Annotated in this window: 19 protein-coding genes; 11 read left to right on the plus strand and 8 right to left on the minus strand. The window is 61.7% G+C overall.

The features are described from left to right. Positions 1-3 precede the first annotated feature (3 nt). On the minus strand, positions 4-2,556 hold the full coding sequence (locus MRBLSP13_RS02375) for a TonB-dependent receptor (RefSeq protein ID WP_363736498.1): 2,553 nt from the start codon (positions 2,554-2,556) through the stop codon (positions 4-6). Between MRBLSP13_RS02375 and MRBLSP13_RS02380 the strand changes: the two genes are divergently transcribed. Next, a complete protein-coding gene (locus MRBLSP13_RS02380; RefSeq protein WP_363736499.1) occupies positions 2,555-2,884 on the plus strand; it encodes a hypothetical protein in 330 nt (109 codons plus the stop codon). The two genes, MRBLSP13_RS02375 and MRBLSP13_RS02380, sit on opposite strands and share 2 nt — an antisense overlap. A 26-nt stretch (positions 2,885-2,910) precedes the next feature. Here MRBLSP13_RS02380 and MRBLSP13_RS02385 read toward each other — a convergent pair whose 3' ends face one another. Next, a complete protein-coding gene (locus MRBLSP13_RS02385) occupies positions 2,911-3,738 on the minus strand; it encodes an enoyl-CoA hydratase/isomerase family protein (protein WP_363736501.1) in 828 nt (275 codons plus the stop codon). A gap of 219 nt (positions 3,739-3,957) precedes the next feature. Here MRBLSP13_RS02385 and MRBLSP13_RS02390 point away from each other — a divergent pair, with 219 nt between their 5' ends. The 5 genes from MRBLSP13_RS02390 to MRBLSP13_RS02410 all read left to right on the plus strand — a co-directional run bounded on the left by MRBLSP13_RS02390 (position 3,958) and on the right by MRBLSP13_RS02410 (position 8,541). Continuing rightward, complete coding sequence (locus tag MRBLSP13_RS02390) at positions 3,958-5,094, plus strand: acyl-CoA dehydrogenase family protein (RefSeq protein ID WP_133651472.1); 1,137 nt, start codon at positions 3,958-3,960, stop codon at positions 5,092-5,094. 4 nt (positions 5,095-5,098) lie between these two features. Further along, complete coding sequence (locus tag MRBLSP13_RS02395) at positions 5,099-6,025, plus strand: acyl-CoA dehydrogenase family protein (RefSeq protein WP_363752452.1); 927 nt, start codon at positions 5,099-5,101, stop codon at positions 6,023-6,025. A gap of 3 nt (positions 6,026-6,028) precedes the next feature. Then, a complete protein-coding gene (locus MRBLSP13_RS02400) occupies positions 6,029-7,174 on the plus strand; it encodes an acyl-CoA dehydrogenase family protein (RefSeq protein WP_363752454.1) in 1,146 nt (381 codons plus the stop codon). After that, positions 7,171-8,136: an acyl-CoA dehydrogenase family protein gene (locus tag MRBLSP13_RS02405; RefSeq protein ID WP_363736507.1), complete on the plus strand. Its 966-nt coding sequence runs from the start codon at positions 7,171-7,173 to the stop codon at positions 8,134-8,136. The genes MRBLSP13_RS02400 and MRBLSP13_RS02405 overlap by 4 nt, the downstream gene beginning before the upstream one ends. 93 nt (positions 8,137-8,229) lie before the next feature. Then, entirely contained in the window at positions 8,230-8,541 is a 312-nt protein-coding gene (locus tag MRBLSP13_RS02410; RefSeq protein ID WP_133651476.1) for a hypothetical protein, read from the plus strand. 142 nt (positions 8,542-8,683) lie between these two features. Here MRBLSP13_RS02410 and MRBLSP13_RS02415 read toward each other — a convergent pair whose 3' ends face one another. From MRBLSP13_RS02415 to MRBLSP13_RS02425, 3 genes are read right to left on the minus strand one after another with little or no spacing between them, the layout of a single operon-like run. After that, positions 8,684-10,498, minus strand: coding sequence for an FAD-binding protein (locus MRBLSP13_RS02415; RefSeq protein WP_363752457.1), 1,815 nt, complete (start codon positions 10,496-10,498; stop codon positions 8,684-8,686). Further along, a complete protein-coding gene (locus tag MRBLSP13_RS02420; RefSeq protein WP_363736510.1) occupies positions 10,488-12,218 on the minus strand; it encodes an FAD-dependent oxidoreductase in 1,731 nt (576 codons plus the stop codon). Before MRBLSP13_RS02420 ends, MRBLSP13_RS02415 begins: the two co-directional genes overlap by 11 nt. Before the next feature lie 43 nt (positions 12,219-12,261). Further along, positions 12,262-12,747 carry a nuclear transport factor 2 family protein gene (locus tag MRBLSP13_RS02425; RefSeq protein ID WP_363752460.1) on the minus strand — a complete coding sequence of 162 codons (486 nt, stop codon included), beginning with the start codon at positions 12,745-12,747 and terminating at the stop codon, positions 12,262-12,264. 154 nt (positions 12,748-12,901) lie between these two features. On the opposite strand from MRBLSP13_RS02425, the gene MRBLSP13_RS02430 reads away from it, so the two are divergent. From MRBLSP13_RS02430 to MRBLSP13_RS02440, 3 genes are read left to right on the plus strand one after another with little or no spacing between them, the layout of a single operon-like run. Beyond that, the gene (locus MRBLSP13_RS02430) at positions 12,902-14,104 is read left to right on the plus strand and encodes a cytochrome P450 (protein WP_363736513.1); all 1,203 of its coding nucleotides are present in this window, start codon (positions 12,902-12,904) and stop codon (positions 14,102-14,104) included. Positions 14,105-14,145: 41 nt separating this feature from the next. Then, positions 14,146-15,255 (plus strand): Rieske 2Fe-2S domain-containing protein, encoded by a 1,110-nt coding sequence (locus MRBLSP13_RS02435; RefSeq protein ID WP_363752463.1) that lies wholly within the window; start codon positions 14,146-14,148, stop codon positions 15,253-15,255. A gap of 31 nt (positions 15,256-15,286) precedes the next feature. Further along, positions 15,287-15,523, plus strand: a complete 237-nt coding sequence (locus MRBLSP13_RS02440; RefSeq protein ID WP_363736515.1) for a ferredoxin — start codon at positions 15,287-15,289, stop codon at positions 15,521-15,523. Positions 15,524-15,668: 145 nt separating this feature from the next. Here the strand turns inward: MRBLSP13_RS02440 and MRBLSP13_RS02445 are convergent, their stop codons facing one another. Both MRBLSP13_RS02445 and MRBLSP13_RS02450 read right to left on the minus strand, forming a co-directional pair. Continuing rightward, a complete protein-coding gene (locus tag MRBLSP13_RS02445; protein WP_363736516.1) occupies positions 15,669-16,541 on the minus strand; it encodes a VOC family protein in 873 nt (290 codons plus the stop codon). A gap of 99 nt (positions 16,542-16,640) precedes the next feature. Further along, positions 16,641-17,285: a TetR/AcrR family transcriptional regulator gene (locus MRBLSP13_RS02450; protein WP_363736517.1), complete on the minus strand. Its 645-nt coding sequence runs from the start codon at positions 17,283-17,285 to the stop codon at positions 16,641-16,643. A gap of 62 nt (positions 17,286-17,347) precedes the next feature. Between MRBLSP13_RS02450 and MRBLSP13_RS02455 the strand changes: the two genes are divergently transcribed. Then, positions 17,348-19,090: an N-acyl-D-amino-acid deacylase family protein gene (locus MRBLSP13_RS02455; RefSeq protein ID WP_363736518.1), complete on the plus strand. Its 1,743-nt coding sequence runs from the start codon at positions 17,348-17,350 to the stop codon at positions 19,088-19,090. Continuing rightward, positions 19,087-20,028, plus strand: a complete 942-nt coding sequence (locus MRBLSP13_RS02460; protein ID WP_363736519.1) for a TauD/TfdA dioxygenase family protein — start codon at positions 19,087-19,089, stop codon at positions 20,026-20,028. The genes MRBLSP13_RS02455 and MRBLSP13_RS02460 overlap by 4 nt, the downstream gene beginning before the upstream one ends. Here MRBLSP13_RS02460 and MRBLSP13_RS02465 read toward each other — a convergent pair. Further along, complete coding sequence (locus MRBLSP13_RS02465) at positions 20,001-20,411, minus strand: nuclear transport factor 2 family protein (RefSeq protein WP_363736521.1); 411 nt, start codon at positions 20,409-20,411, stop codon at positions 20,001-20,003. The two genes, MRBLSP13_RS02460 and MRBLSP13_RS02465, sit on opposite strands and share 28 nt — an antisense overlap. Positions 20,412-20,413 lie beyond the last annotated feature (2 nt).

Raw genomic sequence — 20,413 nt, forward strand, 5'->3', positions numbered from 1 at the left:
CGATCAGAACTTGAAGCCGAGCGTGGCGCCATAGGTCCGGGGCTCACCCCAACGGCAGGAGGCATAGCCGATGCTGTAGAGGTTGTCGGCGCAGTACAGCTTGTGGTCCTTGTTCGTCAGATTCTGCGCCCAGAAGGACAGCGACATCGGCGTTTCGAACAATTCGTTGAACGACAGTCGGCCGCCGAAAATACCGAAGGCGGGCGTCTGGTAGATGCCCTGGACGCTCAACCCCTTGGTATTGCCGCGATAGGAGTAATTGCCGCTCAGCGAGACTTTCGCGAAGCTCTCCGGGATGAAGCTGGCATGATAGGTCGCCGCCACGTTTAAAGTCGTGCGCGGCACGCCGGCAAATTCCCGACCGTTGAGATCGGTGCCACCGGTATAGTCGATCGGGTTGCCGTTGAAGATCGGCTTCGTGGCGTCGGTGGGCTGCGGCAGGATGGAGCCTTTCCCGTAACGCCCCACCTGATAGGAATAACCGACATCCAGGGTAAGGTCGGGGAAGGGCTTGACCGACGCTTCCACTTCCACGCCCTTGATCGTCGCCTGCCCGACATTGAACACGATGAGATCGGTATAGGTGCCCTGAGCGGAGCTACAATTGATGCTGTCGCTGCAGAAAGTCAGGATATTCTGGGTCTGGATATCCTTATACTTGCCGATGAAGCCCGCGACATTGAGCCTATAGGGAACGGAACCCAGGCGCCCCTGATGCTTGAAGCCCAGTTCGTAATCCGTGATCCGCTCCGGATTGAAGAAGGCGAATTGCGGAGAGCGGGTCGTCGGATTGGGGCTGCCGGCCTTGAACCCGCGGCGGTTGGCGAAATAGACCAGGGTCTGCGGCGTGACCTGATATTCCAGAGACGCGGTCCATGTGAGGGCCCTGTACGTACGATTGCCCGAAATCGAACAATTCGTGCCGTCATTGACCCCTGTCACACCGTCAGCGCTGCCGTTCAGCTCATTACAGATCGCGCCGGGGGAGGAAGCGAATTGCTGTTGCGCCGCGTTGCTTGCAGAGAAGAAATTTTCACTGAAATAATCACGCTTGTCCCAGGTGTAGCGCGCGCCGGCGGTCAGGCGAACGCCCTCCAGTCCCAAATTCGAGAAATCGTAGGTGCCCTGCGCGAACACGGCATAGGAATCGCTTTTGGTCGTCGCCGTGGCATGGCGCGTCTGCAAGGGATAAAGCGAAAGCGGGCCGACCGAGAAGTAGGAATTGACGGTATAAAGCAGACTATTATGGCTGTAAAAACCACCTGCGATGAAGTTCAGACTGTCGGTCTTGCCAATGACCTGGAATTCTTCCGTCAGTGTTTTTATGTTATTGAACATGTTGGTGTTGTTGTTCGAAAACTGACCGGGGAACGGCGACGGCACCCCGCCGTTGCATGCGCCGGTGGGATCGAACACGCAGTTGAGGAAGAGCGAGGTGTCGACTGTCGTACCGGATATGCCGGCCGGATCGGAATGGTCGCTTGCTCGCTCTTCACGGTATCCGAAGATGTTCTTCAGCGTGATGACATCGCTCAGTTCATAGGTAGAACTGTTCGAAACACCCCAGGTTCTCACCTTCGATCCGAAACCGTTGACGGGGGTGATGGGCGTGGCGCCAGGCGCAATCGGCCCGATTCCGGGAATGACCCGATTGATGCCCGTCAGCATGTTGACGTTAAACGGGCTTCCGGTCCGCACCAGCAGATTGCCCTGCACCTGCGCCGTGCCACCGCCCAGCGCGCTCTGCTGGGTGACGACCTGCTGCGTGAGGTTGGAGACCAGCGCAGCAAAGCCGGTCGCGTTGAGCGGAGCGGCCTCGATGATGGCAGGATAGGGAATTTCGTTCCGGCGCTGGTAGTCCACGGTCAGGAGATTCTCGAACCGGGAACTGGGTTGCAGCAATAGGGTGGCCCGAAGGCTGTCATTGTCACGATCGCCCAGATCGTGCATCCCCGGATAGCTGTTCTTGTAGACGCCGTCGCGTCGTTCGACCTGGCCGGCGATACGCAGCGCTGCGACATTGTCAACCAACGGCACGTTGACGACGCCATTGAACCGCATCAGGTTGTAGTTGCCGTAATCGAACGTGCCCTCTGCGCCGAAATCATATTTCGGCTTTGTCGTGGTGAAGACCATGGCGCCGCCCATGGAATTCTTGCCGAACAGGGTGCCTTGCGGGCCCTTGAGCGACTGGACATTTTCCATATCGTAGAGGATGAGTCCGCGCGTGCCCTGCGGTACGCCGTTGACATATGTCACCACATTTTCATCCGTGTACAGCACCTGGCGCTGGCCGCGTAGGATGAACTCGACCTGCGAGGGATAAAGCGTGCTCGGTTTGATCTGAAGATTGGGGACGTTATATTGCAGATCGCTGACCGAACTCACATTCCGCTCGCGCAGCGCGCTGGCGGTCAGCGTGGTGACGGCCACGGGCACCTTCTGCTGGTTTTCCTCGACCCGGCGAGCCGTAACGACAATCGATTCAAGCTGGTTCGTGTCGTTCTGGCCTGCTTCGGACTGGGCGGACGCGGCTGCAGCCGGCTCCTGCGCCATGGCCGGATTCGCGAAAGCCGCCAGGGACAAAATCGCGGTAGACGATAAAAATACGACCTTCCTCACATTCCAACTCCTAGAATTTGAAATTTCAGCGACAAGTTCCGTCGCCTTGCCACTTCCTCGAAATTCCGTGGCGAACATCACCCTGCCGTTTCAGCATGGCCCTGAAACGGAAACGGAATTCCTTGGATATTCTGCGCCGATTAGTTTTCTTTCTGATTCTTCTTTCGTCCGATCGGACTACTTCGCGGGTACTCACGGGCATTACGGCAATTTTTCCCGCTCCGTTGCAAAAATGTCCCGCATCAGCGGGCGAGCATGCTGAAAATCGGAAAGTTCTTCTCCACGACTTCACCAGAAGCCGCTACCCCGATCGTCAAACTCCGGCGCCACACGATTCCGATAGGCCCGCATCGCTTCCTGATTTTCGGCGCTGCCGAAATTGATCATCTCGAACGCTGCCGAAAGATCGAAAACATCCTGATTTTTGCGCAGGAAGGAATTCAGCAGATATTTGGTCATGCGCAACGCCGTCGGCGCGGTGGCGGCAAGGTCCACCGCAATGGCCAGCGCCGCCTGTTGCAATTCTTCGTCCGGAACGGAAAGGGACACCAGGTTCATGGCCTCTGCCATCTCCCCCGTGACCGGACGGTTGGTCATCAGATGATATTTCGCCTTGGCAAGGCCGCACAGCAGCGGCCAGATGAGCAGCGCATGGTCGCCGGGCGCCACGCCGATCCGCAGATGCCCGTCGAAAAGCTTGGCGGTGCTGCCAGCGACCGAAATATCCGCCAGCAATGCGATGGCGAGGCCGGCGCCCACAGCCGGGCCGTTGATCGCCGAAACGACGGGTTTGCGGCAATTGACGATGTTGTTGACGAGGACACGCGCCTCGGCGAAATCATGATTGAACTGAACGCCCTTTTCCTGCGCACCATCGGGCATGGCATCAAAGGCGCCCCCCGCGCAAAATGATCGCCCCGCGCCGGTGATGATTGCGACGCGGGTGAGCGGATCGCTGTCCAGCACGCCCCAGACTCCGTGAATGGATTTCAGCAGGGGCTGATTGAGCGCGTTCATTTGCGCTGGATTGTCTATCGTGATCCGCAGCACATGGGGGGCGGGACGTTCGAAGGCCAGCCCCTCGAAATGCGCATAGGAAGAAAGATCTGCGGACATCAACGGTCCCTTTTGTTCTGACGGGGGCAAGGTGGTCGATCGCCGCGGTGCGGGTTGCGCCGGCACCCCGTGGCACGAGGCGAACGTCCGGAAGCAAGCGGTAAAACCAGCCCGCCCACCCGTCATAGTCCTATAAGACGTGGTGCCCCGAACCTTTCGGTGCCAACCGCATCTCCAGGTGCCGCTTTTTCCCCGTGATCGAGAAACTGGAGAGTTGGAATGGAGTTTGGATGGAATGAGGACGAGGTCCGTTACAGGGACCGGGTCCGAAAGCTTCTGGACGAAAGCCTTCCATCCGACTGGAACGAGATCGCCGTGCACGGTCCGGGGTCGCGGCAGCAGACGGAATTCTCCAAGTCCTTCTGCAAGACATTGGCCGGGGAAGGCATGCTGATCCCCCATTGGCCGAGCGCGTTCGGCGGCGAAGACGGAAAGTCGTGGGACCATTTCATCCTGGGGGAAGAAATCTGGGCGGCGGGCGAACCCAGAGGCCCCCAATATATGAACGTCAACTGGATCGGCCCGGTGATGATGCGCTATGCCACGCCGGAGCAGCAGCAGCGCTATCTGCCCGATATCGTCGCAGGCGATGTGATCTGGTGCCAGGGCTTTTCCGAACCGTCGGCCGGATCCGACCTCGCCTCCCTCCAGACCCGCGCCGAAAAGGTGGACGGCGGATATGTCGTCAACGGCGCGAAGGTCTGGACCTCCTATGCCGGGCTGGCGGATCATTGTTTCCTGCTTGCCCGCACGGGGACCGGCAAGGCCGGCATCGTGATCCTTCTGGTCCCGATGACCAGCAAGGGTATCCAGGTCAAGGAAATCGACGCGCTGATCGGGGAGGGCGACATTCACGAACTCTTCTTCGACGACGTTTTCGTGCCGGAGGAAAACAGGCTCGGCGCCGAGGGGCAGGCGTGGGAAATCATCAACTACGCGCTTCAGAACGAACGCATCGGCATTCCGCGTTACGCCTTCGCGCGACGCATTCTGGACCGGGCGATTGCCAAGCTGAAGGCCGACGGCCGGTTCGATGACCCCGTCATCAAGGACCGGGCGGGCCGCGTGCTGGCGAAATGCGAAGCGGCGCGGATGATGGTCTATCGCGTGGTCGATGAGCGCGCCAAGGGCGCACCGCCGTCGGCATTCGGCAATCTTGCCCGTTTTTCCGTGGTCCAGGCGGACCATGCAGTGTCCGATTTCATGCTGGAATATATGCCCGAAGGCATGCTGGGCGACGATCCCATGCAGCAGGCCCATCACCAGCGCGCCATCGCGGCAGGCATCGCCTCCGGCGCTGCGGAGATCCAGCTCAACCTTGCCGCCCGCCGTTTCCTCGATCTTCCCAGCGAGTAAAGCCGTGAACTTTGAACCAGACGACAATCAGGCCGCCATTCTGGACGGGCTGGAACAGCTCATCACCACCCAGAAGATCGAGCCGCCCAAACATGCGACCTTTGTCGCCTTTTCCGAAACGCTGGATGCCGAACTGGCGGCGTCGGGCTTTCTGGACATCGCCAGGGAAGACGGCTTCTCGCCGCTTGACGCGGCTCTGATCGTCGAACGCATCGCCCGGCTGCCGCTGTGCGCCGAAGTGGCGACGTCCGCGCTGGTCGGTCCCCTGTTCCCCATCGACGCGCTGCAGCGCCCCCTGGCCGTGCTACGCGGTTCGCCGCTCGGTTCTGCGCGGTTCCTGCCGCACGCGCGTTCCCTGATCGTCGTCGAAGATGAAAATGTCAGCCTGATCTCCCTCACTCCGGACAGGGTCGTTCCGGTCGAAAGCCTGTTCGCCTATCCCTATGGCAGGCTGGAGAGCGTCGATGGACTTGCAGTGCAGCGCTTCGGCCGCGACATGGTCGCCCCCGTGTTGCGCCGCTGGCGGCTGTCGATCGCGGTCGAAGCGGCCGGACTGATGCAGGCGGCACTGGACACCGTGCTTGAGCATGTGAAGACGCGCAAGCAGTTCGGCCGCGCATTGGGTTCGTTCCAGGCGGTGCAGCATCGCCTCGCGACGGCGGCGTCCACCGCCAATGCCACGAAATGGCTCGCCCTGCGCGCCGCATGGTCGGACGATGAAGCCATCTGCGCGATGGCGGCCACCTACGCTCAGGACGCCATTCCGCTCTTCACATATGATCTTCATCAATTCTGCGGCGCCATGGGCCTGACGCTGGAATTTCCGCTGCATCTCTGGACCTACCGCCTCAAGGCGCTTCTCGGGGAACTGGGCGGCAGCGGCGGGCAGGCACGGGCGGCCGCCGAGCTGAGCTGGGCGGACGCGGCCTGACCCATGGCGACCACATCCAACACCGAAGATGACGCGCTGGCCGCGTTCCGGGCCGGGGCCAGGAACTGGCTTGAGGCGAATATCCCCGACCATGCCGCGCCGCTGGATGGTCCTGAATCCCGCCGCTATGTCCTGGACTGGCAGCGGAAAATGTATGACGGCGGCTGGGCCGGCCTGACATGGCCGAGCGAATTTGGCGGCCGCAGCCTCCCCGTCGCGCAGCAGATCATCTGGTTTGAGGAATATGCCCGCGCCGGGGCGCCCAGCACCCATAATGCGTCCTTCGTCGGCGTGAACCATGCAGGGCCGACGATCATCGCCTGCGGCAGCGACGCGCAAAAGGCCTTTCACCTGCCCAGGATCCTGTCGGGCGAGGCGATCTGGTGTCAGGGCTTTTCCGAGCCTGGTTCAGGGTCGGACCTTGCCAGCCTGCGCACGCAGGGACGCGTCGAGGGCGACGAGATCATCATCGACGGCCAGAAGATCTGGAGCAGCTATGCGGACATTGCCGATTATCAGGAACTGCTGATCCGAACAGAACCGGGGTCGGAACGGCACCGGGGCATCACCTGGGTCATCTGCCCGATGAACCTGCCGGGCATCACCGTCCGTCCGATCGAAACCATGGCGGGCCCGGCCAAATTCTGCGAGGTCTTCTACGATCAGGTCCGTCTGCCCATCGATCAGGCCGTCGTCGGCGGACTGAACAATGGCTGGAAAACGGCGATGGCCACGCTCGGTTTCGAACGGGGCACCGCGTCCCTCGCGCTTCAGATCGGGCTGGTCGACAAGATCGAAAGGCTGGCGCGGGACTGCACCGACCCGATGCTCGCGCCCCGACTGGCCGATCTGCTGGCGGATGCCGCGGCGCTGCGGGCCATGTCCTACAGCTTCGCCCTTGCCAGCGAAACGGGCACGCCCGGTTCGGAAGGATCATTGATCCGCCTCTATTTCGCCGAACTCGCCAAGCGCGCGTCCGATGCGGCGATCGACCTGTACGGCATCGGTTCGCCAGCGCTCGCCGGCGACCATGGCTGGGCCTTCGAATATCTGGATGCGTTTTCCGAGACGATCGCGGGTGGCACGGCAGAAATTCAACGCAACATCATCGGCGAGCGGGTTCTCGGACTGCCGAGGGGCAAATCATGACGATATTCCGTAGCCTGGGCGATACGCATGAGCTGGTCGACAGCTTTACGCGGCCAGTTCGGACGGTCTTGCCCGTCTCGCGTCTGCGCGACGACCCGGATGGCGAACCGAACCGCTGGCAATCCATTGTCGACTTGGGCTGGCTCGGCATCAGCGTGCCGGAGGAGGCGGGCGGCATCGGCCTCTCCGCCCTGGAGGAAGTTCTGGCCGCGCAGGATTTTGGGCGGCAGTTGATCTCCACAAACTATCCCGCCACGGTGATCGCGGCCCATGCCTTCCACAAGGCAGGCGACAGCGATACCGTTGGGGCGCTGCTGGCGGGGGAAGCCCGCGCGGCCTTTGCACTGCATGGCCATGCACAGGGCGTCGGCCGGGCGATCGACGCGGAGGGGGCGACCCACCTCGTCGCGATGACCCGCGAAGGCGTCGAGATCCGCGCCAACGGGACGCTGGAGATCGATGACGACGTGCATTGGGGACGCCCCGTTTTGCGTACTGCCGTCGAAGAACCGCTGCTTTTCGACGCCAGCCGGGATACAGCCGTTCGCGGCAGGCTCGTGATCGCGGCGCTGCTCGCCGGGATCGCCGCCGAATGCTGCGAGCGCGGCGTCGAATATGCGAAAGTGCGTGAACAATTCGGTCAACCGATCGGGGCGTTCCAGGCAGTCAAGCATCATTGCGCCAACATGGCGATCATGGCGCACGCGGCCAAGGAATTGACGACTTTCGCCGCGCTCGCCTTCACAGAGGGGCATGCGGAGGCGGAACGAGAGGCCGATGCGGCGCTCAACCTCGCCCTGCGGGCGGCGCGAGAGAATGCGGGCACGAATATTCAGGTGCACGGCGGCATGGGTTTCAGCGCGGAATGCGACGCCCACCTCTATCTGAAGGCCGCTCGCCTGCTCGACGCCGCCTGCGGAGGACTGAGCGAAAGCCGCCGGAGACTGATGCAGCACAAATGATCCAGATCAGGCGAAGATGACGACGAACAGGATCGAATGCCCCCGATGGATCATTCGGTCTGCTGTTGACCTCTTGCAAGGACGGGAACCGCCATGTCGATCGGCGCCGGTAATCAGAAGAAACTGCACCATGATCTGACCAATGTCGGCCTGAGAGCGCAGGCGACGGCGGCGGGGCTGGTTCAGCTCTGCGTGGAACTTCGAGGGGCGGGGATCCTGGATGAAGACGCGTTGAACCGGATCAAGGCCGCCATCGGGGACGAGATCATCATCGGAGCCGCTCGCCCGGTCGACAGGAAAGGATATCGGCAGGAGGTTCGCGCCCGCCTTGACCGGCTGTTTTCCGGGGAGGAACGCATGGGGCCAGCCGAAAGGATCGCGCCAGACAGGACGGGAACCGACTAGATCGGTTCACCGAACAGCGGGACGAAGGTCAGACCGATCCTCCGGCGCGGGTTTCGATCTGATTGAATGAGATCGAATCCCGCGCCGGATTCCTTGTTTCCCGCTATTTTCAACGATCGGGTCCGATCGCTGGAAAATCGCCCTATCCCGCCTCCACCGCAGCACCGGGCGACAAGGCTGAATCCCTGCCTTCGCCCTGCCCGTCCGCTCGGGACCGCTTGACTATCGCGCTGGCGGCGCGGCGGCCGGACCAGGTGCAATCGGCCAGCGACAGACCGCTGACATAGTTGTTCGAGGGAATGCCAATGGCCGAACGTCCCGCAGCATAGAGTCCGGGCACGGTCTGGCCCCTTTCATCCAGGACGCCGCCCGAATGTTCATCGACGCGCAGCCCGCCGGTGCTGAGGGCCGTGATCGGGCTGATCGGCATTTCGTGGCGAAGATTGATGGCATAGTAGGGGCCCGGGCCAAAGGCCTGGCGACAGGCGTCGCTTTTGCCCATGGGATCGGGCGCGCCAGACCGCGCCGCCTCGCCATAGGCCCTTATGGCGGCCTCCATCGCCTCAGCCGGCACCCCGATCTTGCCCGCCAGCTCGGCAATGCTGCCGGCCTTCTTCGCGCCCTTCTGCGCCTGCTTCACGGGGAATTTCTGGAATTCGAACAGATCGCCCGAATTGACCTCCTGCAAGGCCGCGCGCCAGATCGCGTCGTCCACCACCAGCCATGCCCGACCGTCGGACTGCTCATAGATGGCGCGCGACAGATGCGCGCCATATTGCTCCTCATTCGTCAGTCGATCGCCCGAGGCGCCGATAACGACGCCCTTCGTCCAGTCATAGGGCGGGTTGATGAAGCGCCATGCCGATATCCGGTCGAGATGATCGCCGACCCCGCCAGCGGAGGCGCCCAGGCGGATGCCCGCGCCATCGTCACCGAAAGAGCCGATCGGCAGCGTCCGGACATAGGGCGCGGCATAGCGGGCCATCATCGCCCGGTTGCGGATGTAACCGCCCGCCGCAATGACCACGCCATGGCGCGCGCGGAATGTGCGCGGGCGCGAAGACAGCTTTTCGATCGAGCGGAAAAGGGCAGCGAAGGGACGGTGAACCTGCATGACCTGGAATGTCAGCTTGTTCGCAAGGCGTTCGGCCCAACGATGGACCCGGCTGCTCAGGCCACCCTGGGGAATGGCGTCCACCTGCACGCCAACCACGACGCCATCCTCTACGATGAGCCGCCTGGCGCGGGCCTGCGGCAACACGGTGATCAGCGGGTTCTTCGCAACCGCCTGCTTGATCGCGGCCATCAGATACCAGCCCATGTCGGCGCCTTCCGAAAAGCCGCCATGCGGCTTCTTTCCTGGCAGCGGCGGAGCACCGGGGACCTTGGCGGGATTCTTGGTACGATGGCCGCGCTCGGCCGGGGCGTGCTGGCCCATATAGGCGGGCACCGTGCCATTGTCGGAAAAATAGAGATAATATTGGTCGGTGGGGTGGGATGTTTTCTTGGGCGCCTTGGGACCGCTGAAATTGACGCCATGCCTTTCCAGGAAACCCAGCGTCTCCAGGCTGTCATCGCAGAAGCGCTGAACAGCTTCATCCGAAACGAGGCCGCCAACCTCCTTTCGCAGATAATCGGCCATGGCGGCCGGGCTATCCTCGACGCCGCAGGATTTCTGGACATGCGTGCCGCCGCCCGCATAGACGATGCCACCGCTCATCTGGCTTGCGCCGCCGCCCTGAAAGCGGTCGATCAACAATATTTTCAGTCCCTGTTCGGCCGCCTCCAGCGCGGCGCTGGCGCCTGCAAGGCCAAAGCCGATGACGATCGCATCATAGACGGCGTCGACCGGCCCAGCCGCACGGGCGTCAAGCGGAAGGTCCACGACGGACGAGGATGCGTCGCGCATGTCCACCAATTCGCGCGCGCCGCTCGCACTGTTCGCATCACTCGCCATGCCGAGCTCCCATGCTGTTGCTGTTGCGTTGCGCGATATGTTCCGCGGCAACCATGCCGAAGGCCATCGCCGGCCCGATCGTGCCCCCCGCACCCGGATAGGAATCATAGGTGACCGCGCCGGACACATTGCCGGTCGCGTAAAGCCCCTCGATGGGCGTGCCGTCCGGCCGAAGGACATTGGCATTCTCGTCCGTGCGCAACCCGCCCTTCGTACCGATGTCGCCAAGGTCGACCGGGATCGCGTAGAAGGGCGCCTTCTCGATCTTGCCGAGGCAGGGATTGGGTGCGTTGCGGGGATCGCCAAAGACCATGTCATAGGCATTTTCGCCGCGGTGGAACTCCTCGTCCACGCCTCTTTCGGCAAAGCCGTTCATGCGCTCCACGCTGCGTTGCAGGACTGCGGGATCGACCTCGATCTTGCGGGCGAGTTCCTGAATGGAACCGGCCTTGTATAGCACATTGTCCCACCATTCGCGGGGGACGAGCATGTCAGGCATGATGACGGGAGGCATGACAACGCCGATCGGATAGCGCCACCGCGCCGTGGCGTCGAAAATCATCCAGCATGGCGTGTTGGCGCCCGTCCGCTGTTGGTCGGCGATCATCTCTGCGCCGAAATCATTGTAGGAAATGGCTTCGTTGACGAAACGCTCCCCATTTCTGTTCACGCACATGGTGTGGGGATAGCCCCGCTCCATGAAGAAGGCCGCCCGCATGTCCGCATTGTTGAAGCCGGGCGCGGGAACGCGCATCGTCGGAACCCACCATGCCTGGTCCAGGAATTCGCTGTCCGCCCCGATCGCCTCGCCGGCGATCAGCGCGTCTCCGCTGTTGTTCAGGCCTGGCGTCAGGCTGAAATCGACGGGCGTAGGCACGGGCATATGCCGGTCGCGCAGCGTCTGGTTCTTTTCAAAACCGCCCGACGCAACGATGACTCCCTTCGACGCTCTGATATCATAGGTGCGCCCGCGCCTGGACACCGTGGCGCCCGTCACCCTGCCCGTTTCCTCGGTGAAGCCGACAAGTCGGGTGTCGAGCAACAGGGGAATGTCCCTGTCCATCATCGCCTTGCGCAGCGCGCCGATCATGGCGTTGCCCGTCGTCAACCGACGGTCCCGCCTGCTCTTCAGGCGGAACGGCATGTCGCGCAGGTAACGGAACACCAATTTGCCTGCCGTCAGCCACCAGGTACTGTTGCGGCGGATGAGCGGCCCCATTTCCGTCAGGTCGATCTGCATGCGACCCAGCACCTTGTGCGTCGGGTGGGGTTCACGCATCTTGAAGATCTCGTCTCCCAGGAGCCGCCCGTCGAACGGCAACGGCATCATGGTTCTGCCGCCGGTCTGCAACGCGCCCGGCAGCCAGGGCATATAGTCGGCATAGCCAGGCACGCTGAAATAGCCGACCTTCCACTTCGCCAGTTCGTCAAGCAGCCGGGGGCCGTTCACGACATAGGACTGCAGCTTCGCGTCAGGCACCCGCCCCTTGGTGCAGGCGCGCAGATATTCCATGGCCAGTTCGGTACTGTCATTCTGCGCGATGGCGGGATTATTGGGAATCCAGATGCCGCCGCCGGACACGGCGCTCGTGCCCCCGAAGCGATCGGCCTTTTCGATCACCGCCACCCGCAGGCCAAGATCGTGAGCGCGCAGCGCCGACACCATCCCGCCCGCGCCCGACCCCACGACGAGAACGTCATATTCCATCATTTCAGCCATCCCGGCTCCTTCATAGCGCGACATCGTCAAACAGGCATCAGGGTCAAACGGGCATCAGGACGAGCCGGGTCAGCTTCACGCTCTCGATCAGCCATTTGTCATCGCGGTACACATAATGATCCTCATAATGGCCGAACCCGTCGAAGCCCTGTATCGGCGTGGGCGCACCTGCCGGATATCGAATGATGTCCTGCATCGCCCAGATGGCCTTGATCCGATCCGGCGCCAATATTTCGAATTCTCCCATATGCCCGTGATGGACGGTGCGAACCCCCTCCAGCGCCGTGGACACGGCCTGGCGAATGCCCTTTGCCGTGCGGAACAGCAGCGCGTCGGCCGGCGCCGCCGGGAAGCCCAGCTTCGCCATCGCCGGCCCGTCGTCGCGCGCATCCAGCACCGCGTCCGGCGTGTACAGCGCTTCCCACAAGTCCCACTGCTTGGTGTCCATGAACCGGAAATAACGAGCCTTGAGCTGCGACACGCTGTGGATGGCGACCAGGTCGTCCAGCGTGCGGGGTGCTGACGGCATGAAACTCTCTCCCGCGGATTTTTCAGCCTTGTTGGGCATCATCCGACATAGGGGAAAAATCTTTGCCAATGCCTCGTCCGAGTGGACGACACACATTCGCCGTTCCCCGTGCTAGTGGACAGGCCATATCAGACCTTCCTTAAGGGAGCTATTTGTGTTCGAGCTTACCAAAGACCTTTCCGAAGCGACGCTGGACAAGCTCGCCAGTGATTTCGATCATCATAGCGAGGAATATCGCAGCAATTCGATCGACATCCTGATGCACATGCGCGGCAAATGCCCCTTCACCCACAGCACCCAATATGGCGGATTCTATGTCGCGACGAAGGCGGAGGATTGCCTGGAGGTCGCCAAGAACGCCGACGTTTTTTCCAACTGGCCGGCGGAGGTGATCCCTGCGCTCGAACCGACGCTGATGATCCCCATCAATGTCGATCCGCCCGAACTCTACGACTATCGCGCCATCCTCAATCCGCTGTTTTCGCCCAACAAGGTCAAGCTGCACGCGGCCTATGTCCGCCAGGTGGCCGACGAGCTGATGGACAAGATCGTCGCCAAGGGCGGCGGTGACCTCAAATGGGACTTCGCCCTGCCGCTCACGGGCATCATGACGCTCAAGCTGGCGGGCCTGCCGCCGGAGGACTGGCAGCATTATGCGCCGCCGCTCCACCAGCTCATCTACAGCCGCCTTCCCATGGAAGAGCGCCTGAAGGACATGGCGGTCATGATCGATCGCATGCGGACCGAAATCCGCCGTCTGAAGGACGATCCGGTTCCCGGCAGCGTCATCGAATATCTCTATAATGTGGACATGGCCGGGCGGAAGCTGCGCGTCGATGAGATTGACAGCTTCATCCTCATCATGCTGGGCGGCGGGCTGGACACCACGCAGGCGCTGTTCGGCATGGCCAGCGTCTATCTCGCGCGCAATCCGGAGCGCCGCCAGGAGCTGATCGATCATCCCGAGCTTCTGGACAACGCCATAGAGGAATTCCTGCGCGTTTTCCCGCCAACGCAAGGCAATTCACGCCGCGCGACCAAGGAAATCACCGTGGCGGGCCATGTCATCAAGCCTGAAGAACAGGTGTTCATGTCCTGGGCCGCGGCCAATCGCGATCCCGACGACTATGAAAATCCCCATGAGATCGACTTCCGCCGGGAAAATATCCGTCATTTCTCCTTCGGCGTCGGGCCACACCGTTGCCTGGGTTCGCATCTGGCGCGACTGGAGGCCAAGACCATGTTCCAGGTCCTGCTGGAAAAAGCGCCCAATTACAAGCTGGTCGACGGCGGCGTCGAACTGGGCGACGATATCGGCACGATCGCCGGCTTCAAGAAGATCGAGATCACGGTCTGACCGCACAGGCGGCAATCATAGCGGACCTTCAGGAGAGTAAAATGGCGACAACTGCGGAATATGGTCTGGGGGAATTCACCTTCCCGCGCGGATGGTTCATGGTCGCAGAAGCCAGCAAGATCGGAAAATCGCCCTATTCGGTCCGTTTTTTCGGACAGGACATGGTGATCTACCGGGGCGAGAGCGGTCAGCTGCACATGGTGAGCGCCTATTGCCCTCATATGAACACCCATATCGGCAAGAGTTCGACCTCGTTCATGGCCCAGCAGGGCAAGCAGATCGAGGGTGAATCGATCCACTGCCCTTATCATGGCTGGCGCTTCGGGCCAGACGGCGTCTGCAACAAGATTCCCTATTCCGACAAGATTCCGCCGCTCGCCAAACTGAAATCCTTCAAGGTCGTGGAGCGTTATGGCGTCGTGTTCCACTGGCATGATCCGGAGGGGGGCGAACCGGACTATGACCTGCCCGCCATCCCCGAATGGGATGATCCCCATTATGTGAAATGGGACATCGACCATCTGGGATCGATGAACCTCCATCCGATCGAGGTTGTCGACAATATCGGCGACATCCAGCATCTGGCGCCCGTGCATGCCACGACCAAATTCTATTATTTCGAAACGATCCTTCACGGCCATGTCGCGCAGCAACTGCTGGGCGGACGCCATGAATTGCTCGGCGCGGATGCAGGCATGTCGGAATTCAACACATATTATACGGGGCCGGGCATCCTGCTTTCCCGCTACGTGGCGAACAATGCCAATGATTCCATCATGTTCATCTGTCACACGCCGATCGATGACGGATCCGTGTTCGTATGGCATGCGGTTCTGAGCAAGCCCAGCGACAGGAACCCCACCGAGGAGGACATCGCGACGGCGAAGGCGCAACAGCAGATGAGTTGCGACGCGTTCGCGCAGGATTTCGAGATCTGGTCGAACAAGATGCCGTGTTTCAGGCCGATGCAAATGCCGGGCGACGGCAATTTCCTGAAAGTCAGGACCTGGTACAGGCAGTTCTACAATCCGCGCTCCGCAGCGGCCGACATTCTGGCCCGCAGCGAAGGTCGCTACATCATTCCGGGCGTCCCCAGCGCGGAGGATGGCGGCGCGCGCAAGGAAATACTGGAAGCTGCGATAGCCGGCTGATCCATCCCGGACCACCATATAGAGAGCAATCATGAAATATCGGATCGTAATCGACAAGGACCAGTGCGTCGGCCATGCGCGTTGCGCGAACGTCGCCCCGCACCTCTTCAAGCTGGATGAGAGCGGCTATATCGCCACGACGGGCTTCGACGTGCCGGAGGGCGAGGAAGTCGCGGCCTTCCGCGGCTCGCTCGCCTGCCCCGAGCGCGTTATCAAGATGTTCGATGCCGAAGGACAGCAGGTCAAGAAGACGCCGCGCAGCACTTGATCCGACTTTAATGCGCTAAAATGTTAAATCCGGCAGAAACGGACGTTTATGTCCCTTCCTGCCGGATTTTTGTTTCTGAAGTTTTCGTGCTGTACCGGACCGCTTCAGGCGGTCCGGTACAGCACGTGGCTTGCTCAACCCGCGATCACTGGAATTTGTGGCCCCAATCGCTGCCCCGTGTCGTTTCGAACACGACATGTTCCGACCAGTCCATCTGCTTTCCGCCAAAGCCATATTCGAGCGAAAAGCCCGCCGGTGTCATCATGTAGAAGGAGATCATGTCGTCATTGACATGGCGGCCCAATGTGGCGGTCACCTTGACGCCATGTTCCGCGACCCGGTCCAGGCACCGGCCTACATCGTCGATGCTCCCGACCTCCAGCATGATGTGGATGCAGCCCCCCGGTATGGGAAGTTCGCCAAAGGCGAGACTGTGCTGCCGCCGATTGCGGCAATGAAGGAAATGCACCCTGGCATTCCCGTCCGGCATGGGGACATGCAGGATATCCGACAGAGAAAAGCCGCCAAGGCTGGTCCAGAAGTCGGCTTCGGCCTTGAAATCCTTGACTGCCGTGAGCACGACATGACCAAGGCCCATATCACCGGTCACAAAGCCGCTGACGGCAGCGGGGGAGACGAAGGGCTGGAAATCCGATATCGGGCCCCAGGCCAGTTCATGGCTGTGACCTTCGGGATCCTTGAAGGAAAAATATCCCTGGACCTGCCTTATCTGCGCGCCTTCCGCCGTTCCTTCGACCAGTTCGACGCCACCATCCGTCAGTTCGGCCCTCGCCGCATGGAAGTCATCCTCCGTCTGGACAAGCCAGCCGCTGGCGATGAGGCCATTGTCCTGGCCCGGCAGGATCGCGATGCGAAAGGCGCGGTGATCGATCTTCACGTAGAGCGCACCCGCCGGTCCATCCAGAGCCATGGCCCCCAGAACCTTTTCAGCGTAGAATTTCCATTCGGCAACCTCCGGTGCTCCAACCAGCAGATAGCCCAATTCAGCGATCTTCATGTCCTGTTCCTTGCTCCGGACGACGGTTCTCATCAGCGCGCCTAGCGCGCATCGCGGCGGCGGCAATCGTCCGAAAAGACAAGGATAGGGGCTTGCCGGCTAATTATCCCTCGCAGGCAGGATCGCCTTGTAACTCATGCGGGCCAGGATCGCGGCGGCCATGTCATTGTCGAGTGGTTCGTCCGGGAAAAACCATCCTTCGAACAGGACCGCGGCCGCCACCATGCCAAAGGCATAGCGCACGAATATGGCCGGCGGGATGTCATAGCCTCCATCCTCATCGCGGTAGAACAGCCTTACCCTCTTCTCGGCAGCGAGAAAATAATCGTCGAGGGCATGGGACAGGGGCAGATCGCCAGCGCTCACCGACTTCGCCAGCGCCTGGAGGAGGTCGGCATTCTCCCTGAGGAACAGGAAGAGCGCCTGCATGGTGGAAAGGCTACGCGCTTCCTTGCCCTCAGCCTCCACGTCCATGCTCTGCAGGAAAGCGGTAAAGACAGTCTTGAACGGTTCGATGATCGCCGCTTCGAACAATTTCGCCTTGGATTCGAAATGGCGGAAAATCAGGGCCTCGGCGACACCGGCGCCTTCTGCAATGGTCCTGGTGGTCGTGCCTGCCAGGCCGTCGGCCGCGAACAGGGCGCGGGCGGAATCCAGAATGAGCGACCGGACCTCGGCCGAACCACGACGGCGGCGACCGCCTGCGCCATCTTCTATTTTGTTCCGCGTCCCCTTGCCTGCCAATTGCATGTCCTTTAGATAGTGATCACTGACTAATAACAACCCACATGTGGAGAGCGAGTCCGATGAGCGCTGATTATCAACTGATCATCCGCGGCGGAACCGTCGTCGATGGAAGCGGCGGCAAGGCTGTGGCGGCCGACGTGGCGATACAGGACGGCCTGATCGTCAAGGTCGGACAGATTCATGGCACCGCGGAAGAGGAAATCGACGCCAGCGGCCTGATCGTGACGCCCGGCTTCGTCGACGTCCACACTCATTATGACGGTCAGATCACCTGGGAAAGCCGGATGGCGCCGTCCTCGAACCATGGTGTCACCACCGTCGTCATGGGGAATTGCGGCGTCGGCTTCGCCCCGTGCCGGAAAGGGGACGAGGATCTCATGATCCGCCTGATGGAAGGGGTGGAGGACATTCCTCATGTCGTGATGGCCGCCGGCGTGCCGTTCAACTGGACAAGCTTCCCCGACTATCTCGACGCGCTGGAACAGCGCCAGAGCGACGTCGATTTCGCCACGCAGATCCCGCATTCGCCCCTGCGGGTCTTTGTCATGGGGGAACGCGGGGCCGATCTGGAGCCGGCGAACGAGCAGGATCTGGGCCATATGCGCAGGCTGGTCGCGGAGGCGATCCAGGCGGGCGCTCTCGGCGTGTCGACGTCACGCAACCTGTTCCATCGGTTCCGCAACGGGAAGCTCGCGCCCAGCGTCCGTTCCGAACTGGCCGAACTGAAGGCACTGGCAGCCGGATTGAAGGACGCGGGAGACGGCGTCTTCCAATGCATTCCCGACATCGACGGCAACGGTGCGGACGAGGTTGGGATGTTGGAGGCCATAGCGCAGGAATGCGGACGTCCGGTCAATTTCAGCCTCATCCCCATGCCGGGCAACCCCGCGAACTGGGACATTTATGTGAATGCGATTCGCACGGCGCAGGATAAGGGCCTGCGTCTGAACGGCCAGTTCCTGCCCCGCGCGATGGGTGTCCTTTTCGGACTCGATCTGAGCTTCCATCCTTTCAGCCTCAACCCCAGCTACCGCGCCCTGGCGGACCTGCCGCTGGCCGAGAAGGTCGGGAAAATGCGGGACCCCGCGCTGCGCGCCCGCCTCCTTTCAGAGGAGCCGGAAGACCCCAATCCCGCCTTTGTCGGCCTGCTGAAGGCGGGGCTGACCCTCTATCGCCTCGGCGAGCCGGCAAATTATGATTTCGCCGAGGAGGAAAGTCTTCAGGCTGAAGCCGCGCGGAGCGGCCGTCCCCTTGCCGACGTCATCTACGATGCCTTGCTGGAAAGCGAAGGCCGGGCGATTCTTTGCGCCTATGGCAGCAATGTCCGCGATACCGTCGCACGGACGTCGGCGTTGATCGGGGAGGATAATATGATCGTGGCGTTGGGTGACGGCGGCGCCCATTATGCGATGATCTGCGACGCTGCCTATCCCACCTATATGCTGGCCAATCGCCTGGGCCGGGAGGGGCTGGACCTGCCCCGGCTGGTCCGGTCGCTGACCAGCCAGCCCGCGGAATCGGTCGGCCTGCTCGATCGCGGCAGGATCGCGCCCGGCTACAAGGCCGATATCAACATTCTCGATCCCGAAAAGATCGTGCTGCACCGTCCGCAGATCCAGGCGGACCTTCCCGCCGGCGGCAAGCGGTTGCGGCAGGAAGCACAGGGCTATGTCGCGACGCTGGTGTCAGGCAACCTCACCTATCGCAACGGCATCCCCACAGGCGCGTTGCCCGGGAAACTGGTGCGTGGCACGCGTAGCGCACCCACCGACGCCCATGTTCCCATGGGCGCCGCGGCGTGAACGGCGGGGTCGAAATGCAGGACAGGACGAAGCAGGGCCTTGTCCTTGAACCACTGCCGGGCGCCTTTGGCGTCCGGGCGGTCGGCGTCGACCTTACCCATGCGGACGACGCCCTGTTGCGCGGCCTGGCCGACGCCCTTTTCCAGAACCGGATCCTCGTCGTGCCGGGGCAGGCCATGTCCAACGATCAATATGTGGCCTTCGGCAAGCGCTGGGGGCGGCCCGTCCTGCTCGTTTCCCGCCGCAACCGGCATGGCGAGCATCCCGAAATGATCGTCCAGTCCAATTCGGGGTCCGCGCCGGCCTTCATGCGCAACGTCGCGTCCCACTGGCATTGCGACAGCTCCTATGAAGATGAGGTGGCGACCGTCACCATGCTGCTTGGGGTAAAGGCACCTGCGGAGGGCGGCGAGACGCTCTTTGCGGATCTGGCCGCCGCCTATGCGGCCCTGCCGAAAGACATGCGGGACCGCATTGACGGGCTGCAGGTCCGTCACGGTATCAGCGCGGCCACGCCGGGAAAGGATGAGACGATCGTCCGTCCGCAGGATCTTCCCGAAGACATGCAGCGTCATGTCGACATACCCGCGCCTGTCCTCCATCCCCTGGTGCGCACGCATCCGGTTACGGGCATGAAGGCGCTATACGGGCTGGGTGGTTCCGCCTTCGCGGTCGAGGGGATGGACGAAGCGGAAGGATTGGCGCTTCTGGACGATTTGAAAAGCCACGCGACCGCGCCGATATTCGTGCAGGACTATAAATTGATGCCGGGCGACGTGCTGCTGTGGGACAATCTGTCGGTGATGCACCGGGCAACGCCCATCGAATATTCCGACGCGCCGGACAAGGCACGGCTGAATTATCGCATCAGCGTCAAGGGCCTGCCGGATTTCCTGGCTGCTTCCGAAAATCAGCTTATGGAGCCGGCGTCGAAATAGGCGCGCATCTGTACAATGAGGCCGTCATCGTTCATCACCAGCGTCTCGAACGGGTGGATAGTGACCTGTCCACCCTCCCCCGCGTCCAGCCGGGCGCGAAAGGCGAAGGCAGCTTCATTGCCGCAAATGACGATCCGTTCCAGTTCGGCGGATATTTTCATGGCGCTGCCCTGAGAGAAGAAGGCACGCAACGCGTCATGGCCGACCATGGGCGGGGTGCCGACCGGGTCCTCGAATGACCCATCAGACGCAAATAAAGCGACGCGCGCCTCTATGTCGCCCGTCGCAAAGGTCGCGAGATACCGGGTGATGAGGTCGCGAATTCTGTCGCCAGCCGGCGTTTCGCGCCCCTTGGCCATTTCGACGAACATGTCCTTCAACATGG

The organism is Sphingobium sp. LSP13-1-1.1 (assembly GCF_040676415.1).
Taxonomy (GTDB): domain Bacteria; phylum Pseudomonadota; class Alphaproteobacteria; order Sphingomonadales; family Sphingomonadaceae; genus Sphingobium.

Coding starts and splice junctions, on each gene's coding strand:
- MRBLSP13_RS02390 (WP_133651472.1), top strand. CDS start 3,958: ATGGAGTTTGGATGGAATGAGGACGAGGTCCGTTACAGGGACCGGGTC.
- MRBLSP13_RS02440 (WP_363736515.1), top strand. CDS start 15,287: ATGAAATATCGGATCGTAATCGACAAGGACCAGTGCGTCGGCCATGCG.
- MRBLSP13_RS02400 (WP_363752454.1), top strand. CDS start 6,029: ATGGCGACCACATCCAACACCGAAGATGACGCGCTGGCCGCGTTCCGG.
- MRBLSP13_RS02410 (WP_133651476.1), top strand. CDS start 8,230: ATGTCGATCGGCGCCGGTAATCAGAAGAAACTGCACCATGATCTGACC.
- MRBLSP13_RS02375 (WP_363736498.1), bottom strand. CDS start 2,556: ATGGCGCAGGAGCCGGCTGCAGCCGCGTCCGCCCAGTCCGAAGCAGGC.
- MRBLSP13_RS02380 (WP_363736499.1), top strand. CDS start 2,555: ATGGCCGGATTCGCGAAAGCCGCCAGGGACAAAATCGCGGTAGACGAT.
- MRBLSP13_RS02415 (WP_363752457.1), bottom strand. CDS start 10,498: ATGGCGAGTGATGCGAACAGTGCGAGCGGCGCGCGCGAATTGGTGGAC.
- MRBLSP13_RS02465 (WP_363736521.1), bottom strand. CDS start 20,411: ATGTTGAAGGACATGTTCGTCGAAATGGCCAAGGGGCGCGAAACGCCG.
- MRBLSP13_RS02420 (WP_363736510.1), bottom strand. CDS start 12,218: ATGGCTGAAATGATGGAATATGACGTTCTCGTCGTGGGGTCGGGCGCG.
- MRBLSP13_RS02435 (WP_363752463.1), top strand. CDS start 14,146: ATGGCGACAACTGCGGAATATGGTCTGGGGGAATTCACCTTCCCGCGC.
- MRBLSP13_RS02405 (WP_363736507.1), top strand. CDS start 7,171: ATGACGATATTCCGTAGCCTGGGCGATACGCATGAGCTGGTCGACAGC.
- MRBLSP13_RS02425 (WP_363752460.1), bottom strand. CDS start 12,747: ATGCCGTCAGCACCCCGCACGCTGGACGACCTGGTCGCCATCCACAGC.
- MRBLSP13_RS02445 (WP_363736516.1), bottom strand. CDS start 16,541: ATGAAGATCGCTGAATTGGGCTATCTGCTGGTTGGAGCACCGGAGGTT.
- MRBLSP13_RS02455 (WP_363736518.1), top strand. CDS start 17,348: ATGAGCGCTGATTATCAACTGATCATCCGCGGCGGAACCGTCGTCGAT.
- MRBLSP13_RS02385 (WP_363736501.1), bottom strand. CDS start 3,738: ATGTCCGCAGATCTTTCTTCCTATGCGCATTTCGAGGGGCTGGCCTTC.